13 protein-coding genes are annotated in these 12956 nt (G+C 42.3%); 10 read left to right on the top strand and 3 right to left on the bottom strand.

Going from position 1 to position 12956, the window contains the following annotated elements:
* Positions 1-22 precede the first annotated feature (22 nt).
* Positions 23-832, bottom strand: coding sequence for a peptidase S8 (locus NO992_RS10395; RefSeq protein WP_222242664.1), 810 nt, complete (start codon positions 830-832; stop codon positions 23-25).
* Between the two features lie 95 nt (positions 833-927).
* Positions 928-2349, bottom strand: a complete 1422-nt coding sequence (locus NO992_RS10390) for a DEAD/DEAH box helicase (RefSeq protein WP_010370683.1) — start codon at positions 2347-2349, stop codon at positions 928-930.
* 266 nt (positions 2350-2615) lie between these two features.
* On the opposite strand from NO992_RS10390, the gene NO992_RS10385 reads away from it, so the two are divergent.
* Positions 2616-3626, top strand: coding sequence for a catalase family peroxidase (locus tag NO992_RS10385; RefSeq protein ID WP_371376755.1), 1011 nt, complete (start codon positions 2616-2618; stop codon positions 3624-3626).
* Complete coding sequence (locus NO992_RS10380; RefSeq protein WP_222242668.1) at positions 3619-4146, top strand: cytochrome b; 528 nt, start codon at positions 3619-3621, stop codon at positions 4144-4146. Before NO992_RS10385 ends, NO992_RS10380 begins: the two co-directional genes overlap by 8 nt.
* 29 nt (positions 4147-4175) lie before the next feature.
* On the opposite strand, the gene NO992_RS10375 is transcribed toward NO992_RS10380, so the two are convergent.
* Positions 4176-5483, bottom strand: coding sequence for an ABC1 kinase family protein (locus NO992_RS10375; protein WP_371376752.1), 1308 nt, complete (start codon positions 5481-5483; stop codon positions 4176-4178).
* A 134-nt stretch (positions 5484-5617) separates the two neighbouring features.
* Here NO992_RS10375 and NO992_RS10370 point away from each other — a divergent pair, with 134 nt between their 5' ends.
* The 8 genes from NO992_RS10370 (at position 5618) to NO992_RS10335 (ending at position 12945) form a co-directional block, all read left to right on the top strand.
* Positions 5618-6757, top strand: coding sequence for an EAL domain-containing protein (locus NO992_RS10370; protein WP_222242670.1), 1140 nt, complete (start codon positions 5618-5620; stop codon positions 6755-6757).
* 300 nt (positions 6758-7057) lie between these two features.
* Positions 7058-8452, top strand: a complete 1395-nt coding sequence (locus tag NO992_RS10365; protein WP_371376749.1) for a pentapeptide repeat-containing protein — start codon at positions 7058-7060, stop codon at positions 8450-8452.
* A gap of 474 nt (positions 8453-8926) precedes the next feature.
* The gene (locus NO992_RS10360; protein WP_222242674.1) at positions 8927-9130 is read left to right on the top strand and encodes a hypothetical protein; all 204 of its coding nucleotides are present in this window, start codon (positions 8927-8929) and stop codon (positions 9128-9130) included.
* Between the two features lie 44 nt (positions 9131-9174).
* Positions 9175-10056, top strand: coding sequence for a hypothetical protein (locus NO992_RS10355; protein WP_222242676.1), 882 nt, complete (start codon positions 9175-9177; stop codon positions 10054-10056).
* A 406-nt stretch (positions 10057-10462) separates the two neighbouring features.
* Complete coding sequence (locus tag NO992_RS10350; RefSeq protein ID WP_017217836.1) at positions 10463-10648, top strand: hypothetical protein; 186 nt, start codon at positions 10463-10465, stop codon at positions 10646-10648.
* A gap of 309 nt (positions 10649-10957) precedes the next feature.
* Positions 10958-11335 carry a MerC domain-containing protein gene (locus NO992_RS10345; protein WP_371376745.1) on the top strand — a complete coding sequence of 126 codons (378 nt, stop codon included), beginning with the start codon at positions 10958-10960 and terminating at the stop codon, positions 11333-11335.
* A 23-nt stretch (positions 11336-11358) separates the two neighbouring features.
* Positions 11359-11997, top strand: coding sequence for a DUF1826 domain-containing protein (locus NO992_RS10340; RefSeq protein ID WP_222242680.1), 639 nt, complete (start codon positions 11359-11361; stop codon positions 11995-11997).
* A gap of 12 nt (positions 11998-12009) precedes the next feature.
* Positions 12010-12945 carry an endonuclease/exonuclease/phosphatase family protein gene (locus tag NO992_RS10335; RefSeq protein WP_371376741.1) on the top strand — a complete coding sequence of 312 codons (936 nt, stop codon included), beginning with the start codon at positions 12010-12012 and terminating at the stop codon, positions 12943-12945.
* Positions 12946-12956: the final 11 nt, after the last annotated feature.

Raw genomic sequence — 12956 nt, 5'->3', positions numbered from 1 at the left:
TTTTTTACCACGGCCAAGTGCGTTAAAAAATAATCTTAAACATTTCCCATGAACAGGGGTAAGTGGCATTACAGCCTATGACGGTAGGATGCACATTGGCTCCCGCGCCACCATTACCTGCGGCTTGGATATAGTGACCATTGATTGACTTAAGCGCCACTTTATCGCCATTTTGGATCAAAGCGCCGGGGTTATTCGGCAGCTCAATCGTGAAGGTTTCCCAAATAGAAGCCACCGTTCGATTAGCATTTAACTCAGCGCCCCCACCTTGCTCTGCAACAAAGTAATAGCCAGTGGCTGTTTGAATGTGAATGGTGTCGCCATCAAACAGGTTACCGCCGTTGACATCGATAAGATTAAACCGTTCCCAAGGGCCAATCGCAATACGATTGGCGTTTACTGTATTACCGCCATTGTTTTCTGCAACGAAGTAATATTGTCCGCCCGTTTCAAACGACACATTAGTAAAAATCGTCGGGCCACATGGGGCTGTAGTGAAGGTTAGGTCTTCCCCTTGAATGGTGGTGCGAGGTGGCTTTGGATCTCCTCGAAAACGGAAATGATATTCGCTGCCGCACTCTAGGTTCGCTATTTGTGCGCTAACCGGGCCATTCACGCCAGCCGGTGTTGCGAGTACGCTGTAGCCGTAGTTAGTGGTTGGGCCATAATCAAACGTTTCTCCACTTAAACCAATAGTAGAGGTGGAATAGCCGTTTAATTGAGCGGAGGTTTCTGTGATATTGCTCGCAGCTTGGGTCACATATTGCGTACCAGCGTGCGCTAAAAATGTACTACCAAACAATGTGAACAGTATCAATTTCAAGATATTCATTGTCTAGCTCCTTTGACGAAAAAAGGCTGTTACGATTAACAGCCTTTTTAGCTTAGGAGAAGGTGTTGCAAATGCTATTACACCTGCTTACACCATTAATTGCCAGAAGTGGGCTTCTGACGTGGTGTACGTTTTTCTCCAGAGTGTTGGCTCTTTGGCTTGTTTGCAGGTGATGATGGGCGACGTCTGCGGTTGCTATTGTTGTTACCAGCAGGCTTGCCGTTGCCACTTGGCCTATTGTTGCGAGGACCTGAATTTTGCTTAGGTTTGTTTTTCGGCTGAGCAGAAGGTGCTTGTTCAGCGTCTGCCGCCTTTGGCTTTTTCGGTTTCTTTGGTTTTTTCGGTTTGATTGGGCGCGTATCTAACTTTGACTCAGGTACGGCAAGTTGCGGTTCAAACCCAGGCTCCACTTTACGTGGCACCAACTGTTGAATTAATCGCTCAATGCCAAATAAATCGCTTGCTGTCTCTTGGGTAACAAACGAGATAGCTTCACCTGTCGCACCAGCACGGCCTGTTCTGCCGATACGGTGAACATAATCTTCGTAAACATTTGGCAGGTCAAAGTTCACGACATGAGGCAGCTCTTGAATATCCAAGCCCCTTGCCACAATATCAGTAGCAACAAGTACACGTACTTCACCATTTTTAAAGCCAGCAAGGGCTTTCATGCGAGCGCTTTGGCTTTTATTACCATGGATTGCTGCGGCATTGATCTTGTCTTTTTCTAGATCCTTAACCAAGCGGTTGGCACCGTGTTTTGTGCGGGTGAATACCAACACTTGTTGCCAATCATGCGTTTGCACTAAATGCTTGAGTAAGCTCGTACGTTTACTTTTGTCTACCGGGTATACCCATTGAGTCACGCTTTTTGCTGTGCTGTTTGCTGGTGCCACAGAAATCTCTACTGGATCATGAATTAGCCCTTTTGCCAATGCTCTAATCTCTTCAGAGAAAGTGGCAGAGAACATCAAGTTTTGTCTGCAGCTTGGCAATACTTTGATGATGCGCTTGATATCGTGAATAAAGCCCATGTCTAGCATACGGTCGGCTTCATCCAATACCAATACTTCAAGGTCATCAAATTTGACAGCATTCTGCTGGTAAAGGTCGAGTAATCGCCCAGGTGTTGCCACTAAAACATCAATGCCTTTACGCAGCTTCATCATTTGCGGATTGATCTTCACACCGCCGTAAACAACTTCAGAGCTGATAGGCAGGTGTTTACTGTAAAGCGCAACACTTTGCCATACTTGGTCAGCAAGCTCTCTGGTCGGCGTTAGAATTAACGCGCGTACATTGTTCGCACGAGGCTTAGTACCAGCAATCAGCTTTTGCAACAAAGGTAATGTAAAGCCCGCTGTTTTACCTGTTCCCGTTTGCGCCGCAGCCATCACGTCTCTGCCTTCTAAAATAGCAGGAATGGCTTGCTCTTGAATCGGAGTCGGTTTGTCGTAACCTTGTTCGACAACGGCTTGATTTATTTCTGGGGCTAAACCTAAGTGGCTAAAGCTCATGATTTTGTACTCTGTATTGGGCGGCGGGCAAGAGTACAGTATTTACTCCGCTTAAGCAATTTCGCCGTGCTGTTAAATAGGCCCAAGCTAAATAATGATAGGCGGGTAGATAACAAAGCATAGCGTAAACATCAGGATTACAATCAAAATAAATGAAAGGAAACGTTCGTACTGCAGGTCTATTGATGGCATTAGTTATTCACGACCAGTTTGCGCTGTATATAAGTCACTAATTCGGCAAACTGGCTTAACTTAGGAGCTGTTTTGTGAAATACACATCTGTATCCTTGTTAGAAAAGGGGTTTTATTTTGCGAGTCTTGCTGTTGCGTTGTTACTTTCACCATTAACACAAGCGCAAACCGAGCAAGTCACCGCCCAGCAATTTGTCGATTTGCAACAAGGGCAAAACCACTTCCCTGGGTTTCGTAGAGCACATGCAAAAGGGATTTGTGTGTCAGGAGAATTTAAATCGAATGGACGGCTATCTCAGTACTCAAACGCAACAGTTTTTAAAGCCGGTACGCATCCATTTATTGGCCGATTGTCCATTGCTGGAAATAATCCGCACGCTGCTGAGTTGACGGCACCAGTAAGGAGCTTCGCGCTGAGCTTCGTAACAGGTGCTGAGCGTTGGAATATTGCGATGAATACGCCTCCAGTGATGGCGGTAACAAATCCGCATGATTTTTATCAGCAAATTGTTGCTCTGAAGCAGGGCAAAGAGGCAGTAAAAGACTTTTTTGCTAAGCATCCAGAGAGTGCGGATTTTTTGGCATGGAAAGCGAGTTACACGCCAAGCCCGAGCTTTGCCCTTGAGACTTATCATAGTATTAATGCATTTTATTTGGTTGATGAAAAAGCGCAGCGTCAGGCTATTCGCTGGAAAATGCTGCCATTAGATGAAGAAAGTAAAAATCCTTACACTGGCAAAGACGCGCTACAGCAAGAATTTGCAACTCGATTAGAGAAAGGAGCTGTACGCTTCAATTGGCAGTTTATATTTGCCAAGCAAGAAGATGATGAAAATAATCCAGCCAAACTTTGGCCCAGTAACCGCGCAAAGGTAGATGCTGGAGAGATCTTCATAACGCATTGGCAACCGCAACTATCGGGTAACTGCCATGCGCTCAATTTTGATCCCTTGATATTACCTAGCGGTGTTATTGCAACCGAAGATCCAATTCTAAGAGCGCGCTCTGCTGCCTATGCAGAGTCCTATCGCCGTAGGGCTAAGGAGCAATTGATGGGCGCACTTGAGGAGACAGTGAATGACTGATCAAACAACACGATTTAATCTTGCGATGAGAGTGCTTCACTGGTCTATGGCATTACTTATCTTTGCTATGATTTTTGCTGGCCTTACGATGGTACGTGCGCTTGAACCTTGGCAGCTTACTTTACTGGGGTTACATAAATCATTTGGTATGCTGGCACTTTTGCTACTTTTATTGCGCTTTCTTATTAGAATAAAGTCATCGACACCCAGCTTGCCATCAGGGATGTCGACAATACAGGTCAAACTGGCCAAATTCAGCCACTGGCTGCTTTACGTATTGATGTTAATTATACCGACTAGCGGCCTGTTGATGCAGTATTATGCTGCGCGACCAATTGTGGTGCTCGACTTATTCACCATTCCAGCAGCGATGGTACCACGCATCGAATACTTTGCAGTGTTTCGCGAAGGACATGGCTTAGCTGTATTGCTATTGGTAACAGTACTTGCAGTTCATATTGGCGCGGCGCTTTACCATCACTTTATAAGAAAAGATGGCGTGCTAAAAAGTATGTGGTAATGACCCAAGGCCTGCTTACTGGCAGGCCGCTATTTTAAATATGTTTGCAGTGCTGTTAAGTCTACCTTTGCTTGTAATTTTGCTGCGATTAAATATAACCCTGTCAGTTTACGGTGAATAAACAACGCATCTACAGGTGGAGTATGCCACTCGTTAGAGCGGCCATTCAACGCTAGCCCTTTTTCACTGAGCTCTTTACTCAGTTTGCTATTAGCGAAATCAAATGGGCCGTTGTAGCGAAGCGGGGTCGTTGCAAGTAAAAACAGCTCAATAACCGCATCACAGTACTCAGGTGCAATATCTGTGTCGAAATAGCCGATGTCGCATGCAGCCTGTTTAACGGCGGCATGGTCTTGCTCCATGGCAGCCCCAAGCAAGTTTTTATAACCACTGCTAATAGTGTCGCTGACTACACGTGTTGCGCCAAAGTCTAGTAACACGATTTGAAGGGGATCTTTATTAAATAGATAGTTGGCAAAGTTAGGATCGGTTTGTATCAATTTAAGTTCGAACATTTCAATAAAGAAAAGCTCGATCAGTGTTGCCATAATTTTATTGCGAGCTGGCTGTGGTAAAGCAACAGCCTCGGCTAGTGGCTCGCCAGAGACGTATTCCATAGTCAGCAGATGCTTGCTACTTAGGCTTTGGTATACCTTAGGAATTTTAAAGCGTGTATCTTTTGCAAGTCCGCAGGCAAACTGCTGCAAATAGTTCGCTTCTTGTTGATAGTTAGTCTCTGCGAGCAATTGGAATTTAGCTTCGGCTACTAAAGGGGCGATGTTGATGTTTTTAGGAAGTATACCAGTCATTTTGATAAGACTTACTACGTTGTCTACATCGCTTTGAATACTTTTTGCCACCCCAGGGTATTGTATTTTTATGGCTAGTGGTTGACCATCTTCGGCATTGGCTTTATGCACCTGCCCAATAGACGCTTGTGCAAAACTTTTTAGCTCAATATGGCTAAACTTGTCGAGCCAGTCTTGCCCCAACTCTTGTTCTAGTGCGCCAATGAGCTGCTTGTATGGCATCGGCATTGCATCTGCACGCAGGTGTGTAAGCAGCATCGCAAGTTCAGGTGGTAATAGGTCGCCTGCATCCATTGAAAGCAATTGACCTAACTTCATTGCTGCACCACGCAAGTGGCTCAGTTTTTCTGCAATTGCGTGAATATTTTTGCTTTGTAGTAGTAAATCAGTGCGGTTGATAGGTTGTCCTTGGAGTGTCTGCTTTGCCCCTTCAAGTAGCATATTTGAGGTGACTTGACCTGCCAGCCCACCTAAGTGAGCGAGGCGGCTAAACCGAGATGATGGAACTTTACGTGAACTGCTCTTCAAACTTAAACCTTTGCGTGGCTATTTTATTTCGCTAACGAATAATACGGTATACGCTACTGTTAGGTTCACCTCTAAGTGAGCGGTTTTGAGATCACTCACGTACAAAAGGCTGACTAAAACCTATGGAGAATGCTATGTGGTGCGCAGATTGTGAAGCAATTGAGTCATATTTTTTTGAAACAACTTACTTTTGGTTTTTCCTGCCGACCAGTAATGCTGAGCAAAATTTGATGCAAATGTGCACTGAAATGGCGCTAGCCCCAGAGTTAGTAGCAGATAAATGCATTACTGTTCAGGTGAATAAAAATGGACTTTCTACGTTTTTAAATAATATCGGTGGTTGTTTAGCAGGGCCTGAGTTCGGCCAATCCAAAGTGACGACCATGGCACAGGAAGGCCAACCAGATATCAATGCGATTAGTCGAGTCGCCAGTGTTGAAACTTTGGTGCGCCGCCATCAAGCGCGGTGGATCAAAACTGCGGTAGAAAACGAGACGTACCAAAGCTGGTTTCAACCCATTGTACGAGCTTATTCGGAGCCGGGAAACCTTGATGTGTTTGCTAATGAAGCGCTATTTAGGCTGTTCGATGATGAAAATAATATGGTACCGCCAAGCCTCGTTTTTAATTTAGCCGAGCAAAGCGGTTTACTCTTTTCCCTTGATTTAATTGCACGAAAGTCTGCTGTAGAGCATGCTGCTAAAGCGAATTTGAATTCCAAGATATTCATAAACTTCAACCCTTCTAGCATCTATGATCCGTCATATTGTTTGCGTTCGACTGCCTCAGCGATTAGTGAGCTGGGGTTTCAACCTCAGGACATCGTATTTGAAGTGACCGAGACACATCAAGCTCGGGATATGAATCATTTGAAAGGAATTTTGGCGTTTTATCGTAGCTGTGGCTTTGGTGTTGCACTAGATGACATTGGCTCTGGGTGGTCGAGCTTAAATATGTTGGCGCAGCTGAGGCCAGATTATATAAAGATAGATATGGAGCTGGTAAGACACATCGACACCAATCAACACAAGCGTAATATTGTCTCTCATTTAATCCAGCTCGCACATGAAAATGGTATCGAAGTAATTGCGGAAGGGGTGGAAAGTCGTGCAGAAGCACAAGTGCTCCGAGATATAGGGGCTGATTATCTGCAAGGTTATTATTTCGCGAAACCAGCTGCGCTGAGTACACGATTGTCTAATAACCTTGAAGAGGAGATAACGCAAAAGGTAAAGCCCTTATCAAACGCCGCTAATCAATTTGATAGATTGTGATAAATAAGCAAGAGAGGGGAAGAAGTTTTTAAAGAAGCCGAGATAGTATCCCCCTTCGAGTTGAAGCTGCATTTTTAGGAGCGTACACATTTGAGGTGGGTGTTTGGCTTAAGTTTACTCGTGTTTTGTTTTTCTCTTAAAAGTGGAATAAACTCAATTGGTTAGTGAAAGTTTTAAATAATAAAAGCTCTTGTTTGATAACCTGCTTAATAGCGGTTTTTTTGTTTCCATAGCCATCCAATTGAGTATTATATATCGATAGGTGTTGGCGGTGCAGTCAGGGAAAAGAGGTTAGTGGTAATGGCAGATGAAAAAGAGCCTGTAACGGTGCTTAAAGGTGATGATGCAATACTGTTGTGGTTAGAAGGGAGAAACGCTTGGAATAATTGGATGAAAGAGCATCCAAAAGTCAATATTGACTTTGAAGGCGTTGACTTTAGCTATGAAGCATTAAATAAGCGATTTCCAGTTAATAAGAATTTGAAGAAGCTTATACAAGACTGCAAAGATGATGAGATAATAAATTTTTCTGGTTATAAATTCAGCGGTTATGCGAACTTTACGGAGACAATATTCAGTGGTTATATGACCTTTATGAATGCAGTATTCCATGATGTTGCGGGCTTTCGGAATGCAACATTCAGTGGTGTTGCGGACTTTCAGGGAGCAACATTCAGTGATGATGCGTACTTTGATGGAGCAACATTCAGTGGTGATGCGCGCTTTGAGGAAGCAAAATTCAACAGTGATGCGTACTTTAAGAGAGTAACATTTAACAAAAGAACGCGCTTCAATGGGGTAATATTTAGTGGCGATGCGCACTTTGGGCAAGCAACATTCAACGGTAGAGCGTTATTTCAAAGCGTAAAATTCATCGGGCTTGCGAGCTTTGATAAGGCAGTGTTTGGCGCGGGAGCGGACTTTTTAGACTCAAAATTCGACGGATTCTCGAGCTTTTTTAAAATAAGCCACGGCAAGTTTTTTCGTTTTGCTAGTGTAGACTTTAATTCTAAATCAAGGTTTGAGCCAGAGCATGCCGATTCAATAGAGTCACTTAGCTTCAAGGGTACTTCATTTGAAAGACCCTTTTCTTTAAAAGGGGATTTCAACTGCATACCAGATCTAAGACAAACCAAAACGAGCCACCATATAGATTTGAGTGGGGTGACGGTTAATTTGAAACGAGATAGCCAAAATGGTGCAATATTGGAAAAGGCACATGACACTCAAGATGCAGAACGTTTGTGCCGATTAAAAGAAATAGCCGAGTCTAATAAAAACCATGAACGAGCTTTAGCTTTCCATGCTGATGAAATGAGAGCAAAGCGTTGGATAAAATTAAATTGGCAACGTTCTGTTCTAGATACTCTCTACTCTTTAACCAGCAATTATGGGCAAAGCATACTAAGACCTTTTGTATGTTTGATGCTATCGATTTTTATGTTTGCTCAGTTGACTATTAGTTTTGCAGAACCTGATAGTGAGCCACGTTTTAAAGATGCACTTACTGTATCAATAGCAACAGTCATTCCGTTTATATCTTTGTCAAAAGGTGCAAGGGATAGAGGACTCGAGAAGATGTTTGGTGATGATATTCCGAAGGACTATGACCTTCTTAGTTATGGGCATGCTTTTGCATCATTTACGTTTATTTTTCTTATCGGTCTTGGCTTGAGAAACAGGTTTAGAATTTAAAAAATTATCAGAATTATAAGTAATCATAAGGGAAGTGCAGAAAGTTTAGAGTCGGTATGTTATATTTGAACAGTAAGCGTTCAAATATGAGCTTTATTTCCCTCTTAAAAATGCCATAATTTCACCAAGCTTGCGAGAGCTGTATAAATAGAGCCTAGTCTGAATAAACCTGCCATAGTGCGGGTTTTTTATTCCCTTATTCAAGCGTCTAACTACAAAGAGAGCTAAAAAGTTAAGCTAAATCATTAAGTAAAAGGGTTAGCTAAACCTTTTGGCTAATATTAGCTAACTATTTTACAAAAGGTTTGGTTGAAAGTTTTGTTCAAGTGTCTTAGTATCAAAATACTAATTAAACGTGATTCAAAGCAATTCAACGTAGTTTAAACGAACTTAAAGGTGTTTAAAGGTCGCGCTTGACCTTCTAAGACTAGGAGCCGAGCTGATAGATTAGATCTATTTGTTGGGAGATATAAAATGACGATAAAAGGCATATTTAAAGCTTTTACTAGCAATACTGAAGAACAACATGAATCGGAAAGTGTGACTGTTGAGCCAGAACTTAAGGTGCATACCATTGGAACAGATTTCTTTGTTGTTGATTCTGACTCACTTTTTGACAGTAAAACTGTGCAAGAACAAGCGTCGGCTGCTGGTAAAACTATAGGGCATAGCTTATAGGGAGGTTCATGTAACCCAATAACTAAAATTTACTAAAGGGAGTTATGATAAAGCCAACAGTTTTACTGATACTTTTACTTACGGCGTGCGGCTCTTTATTCCTAAGAAAGCTCCCAGGAACCACAACAAAATACAATAATTCAAGTGGGTATCACACATTTATAATGGCTGCGTTTGCTGGCATGCTGTTGTTCGGTATATCTTTTATTTTAGTTTCTACAGTAGCTCACTGTGATTTTGCGCAAACGATAGGCTCTTGGTTTTCAAGCTCTGTATCTATATTATTGCCATCACTAGGAAATGATACCGATTCTCTCAACCTTATTTCAGTGTGTATCGTGTCTTTAATTATTGCTTTCGCCTATCCAAAGCTAGTAGTAGCTATTTACAAGGCAAGATACAACAAAAGTCCATACTTAGAGCAGTGGAAAGTTGATGCTAGAGACAAGGAAACTCCAGAATTTTTAAGCCTGTTTTTTGATGCAACGGACCTAAAACTACCTATTGCATTTACCTTATCCAATAGAAAGGTATATATAGGCTACGTGATCCAGTTTGGAGTCAATTGTAATGATGTTCATGTTTTACCATTAGTAAGTGGTTATCGTCATGAAAAAACTCTTGATTTAGAAAAAGTAATTAATTACCAAAGTGTAATTAAAGAATTTGACAAAAATAAGCCGAAGCATCTAGATGATGGGAAGCTGCAGCATTTAAATGATCACGACAGAAGAAGATACCTAATAAAGAAATTTTCTATATCAATTCCGCTCCGAGAAATCGTGCACGCTAACATTCATGACATTAACTGCTTTAATGAATTTTTGCATCACAGGTTTGATGATAAAGGGATAAAGCCTACGGAAATGCATTTTTCAGATGTGCCGGTTGACTCAGAAGTAATGCAAGAAAAGAATTCGAATTAGAGTGGGTAGTTATCCTGCGATTTAACTTTTAGACAAACCACCCGCACACAGCGGGTTTTTTGTGTCCAAATTTAGGGAGTGGATCAGACCCATTATTGAGTCATGTGCCGAGAAAGTTGGCTTACATTGTCTGGATCATAGGTAATCTAACAAGAGACTATGGCGTCAACGAAATTATAAAAGTCGTTTAAAGCTGTGAACACGTTTTAATCATTGGGAGTCAAAAGTGCTCATACATGGGGCTTTTGGCGCTTGCCATATACATCATTGTTTAGGTTTAGAGATCACTTGTTAATCTGCCTAACAAATTTTTTTACATGTTGATTTTTTGTTTCTCTGCTGCCAGTATAGTCATTAGCTAGTTTCCATTTTGGAAACTTTAAACAATGATTATCAAGGAAATAAAATGAAACTGAGCCTTAAGAAAAGGAACATGAAAGTACTCAATAAAGATAATAGCCAAATAGCTAAAAATGTTACTTTGCAAATTGCTGGTGGTTATAATCGAGGTTATACAGACTTTTATTTTTGTGGGACAACGCATTGTCCGTCTGCATATCCAGAGTGTGAAACGATGGGGTGTAACGCATAACCTTTCCCCATAGTCAGCGATTGCTCATCAATTCATAGGTTTGTTCTGAATCTCAAACCTGTGAATTGTAATTCAGTGCATTCTTTTTTATAAATACCTTCCAAAGTGCTTTTGCGTTTATTTGCTACAACACCGTAAAAATCACAACAAGCAGAGATTGACTCTCTAGATGCTTTAAATACACGCTACTTTTGTATTCATGGCTTTGTATCGAACACTCTTGTTGTTGTACGACTTTAACGTTTTACTCTTTTTTGATTGGTATGTTATATTGTATCAACTTGGTGCATCCATGGCGAAGGAGAAAGCGTGAACGCAAAAGTACAGTCGTTTGGAGACAAGGCAGCAATTGGGTTATCTATGCTGTGCTTAGTCCATTGTTTAATATTACCTTTTTTATTATTTGTACTTCCTCCCTTTGCGGGTTTACTAGCGCTCTCTGATGAAGCTTTTCACGAATGGTTACTCATAGCCGTGCTACCCATTAGCGTATTGGCCCTTGGATTTGGCTATGTGCGGCATAAGTCAGGTCTTGTCGTGGGCTTGGGGTTAATGGGCTGCACATTCTTGGTGCTAGCAACTATTTTAGGTGAACAACGCGGAGAAACCTTGTTTACAGTACTTGGCTCTATGCTCATCTCCTACGCTCATCTTCGAAACTATGCGCTGCGTCGCAACTTTCACTAAATAAAACCCTATTTGGAGTTACTATGAATAGCCTTATGCCTATAGAGCCCTTGCTTGACGTGGACTCAGTGCATCATCAGCAGTCAGAACATGCTACCGTGTTAACCAAGATTTATGAGCCCAAAATCAATATTGTGATTTGGCAACATGCATTATCTCCTGCTTTGAAAGCAGAGTTTGGTCGCTACTTAGAAGCAGCAAAAGAGCTAGAATTAGCGCTACAAATTGCGACTAGCAATATCACCTGTGAAGTTAGTGAGCCGTTAAAGCGGCTGAATTTTAGCGATGCGATGGTGGCGCATATTATTGAAATAGTAGATATGTTTAGCTGCTTATTTGAACTTCGCGTCGTTGGTTTTCGGTTAAAAATGCTCAAGACTGCAATGTGCCCGAAATTTCATGTTGATAAAGTACCTGTACGACTGGTGACTACACTCGCAGGCGCGGGCAGTGAGTGGCTTAGAAACCAGCATGTATCAAGGGATGACAACAAACTGACTCTGGCCTCGGAAGCAGACGCAATACAGCTTGCCTGTGGGGATGTGGCATTATTAAAAGGCGAGCGTTGGGAAGGTAATGAAGGCCGTGGCTTAGTACATCGCTCACCTGCGGTAGTAATAGGGGAAAAACGATTGCTACTGACGTTAGATTTTATCGCCTAGATTGGATTCATTATGACAACAAAATTAACTGCATTTGCATTTAGCGCTATTTTTAGTCTCTCGCTTTTGGGGTGCCAATCGGAGCCTTCAAATATCGGTAACTCCGTGGTAAGCGGCCAAGCAACGGCCGCATCGCTTAAAATCGCGACTTGGAACATGGAGCATTTAGCATATCCATCGAGCGCAGGATGTAGACCTCGTGACGAGCAGGAGATAAGCGCACTGCGTGATTATGCAAAAGGGCTTAATGCAGACGTTATTGCGCTGCAGGAAGTCGCATCGGTTAAGGCATTAGAGCAGGTCTTTCCAAGTAGTGAATGGCAATTACTGATTTCAAGTCGAGCTAATAGCACGACGTACGACTGTAGAGGAAGTGGCAATCTGTCTACACAGCAGAAAACCGCGTTTGCGATTAGAAATAACCTAGTCCCAAGCAAAGTGGATAACCTGAGCGAACTTAGCGTGGATGTTGAAGGATTAAGACATGGTCTAGTTGTGACCTTAGATACTCAGTTTGGTGAGCTTTCAGTGCTTAATGTTCACCTTAAAAGTGGCTGTTTTGTTGATAACTACTCGACTTCGGATAAAAAGGCCTGTCGATTGCTGGCAGATCAGTTACCAGTACTTAAATCTTGGTTGGAGAAACATGCAAATAGCAACACCATTGTGTTGGGTGACTTTAATCATCGTTTAAGCCATGGCGACAATCAATTTTGGCAGCAATTAACCAAGCATCAAAATAATGCTTCTGTACCTTTGGTAAACGCAACTAAAACACTGACAGGTTGTCACCCACGTTACCCTGTGCCGATTGACCATATATTGCTGAGCAACAAACTTGCAAACACGGTGAAATTCGACCCCAGCGTACACTTTTTTGCGGATATGTCTGAAGAGAAAATGCTCAGCGATCACTGCGCTATTTCGGTGTCAATTAGCATGCGTTAAGGCGGTTGTTC

The sequence above is a fragment of the Pseudoalteromonas sp. DY56-GL79 genome, assembly GCF_041414765.1.
Taxonomy (GTDB): Bacteria; Pseudomonadota; Gammaproteobacteria; order Enterobacterales; family Alteromonadaceae; genus Pseudoalteromonas; species Pseudoalteromonas piscicida.
The sequence above is the reverse complement of the archived record's forward strand: the minus strand, read 5'-3'. Positions and strand labels throughout refer to the sequence as shown.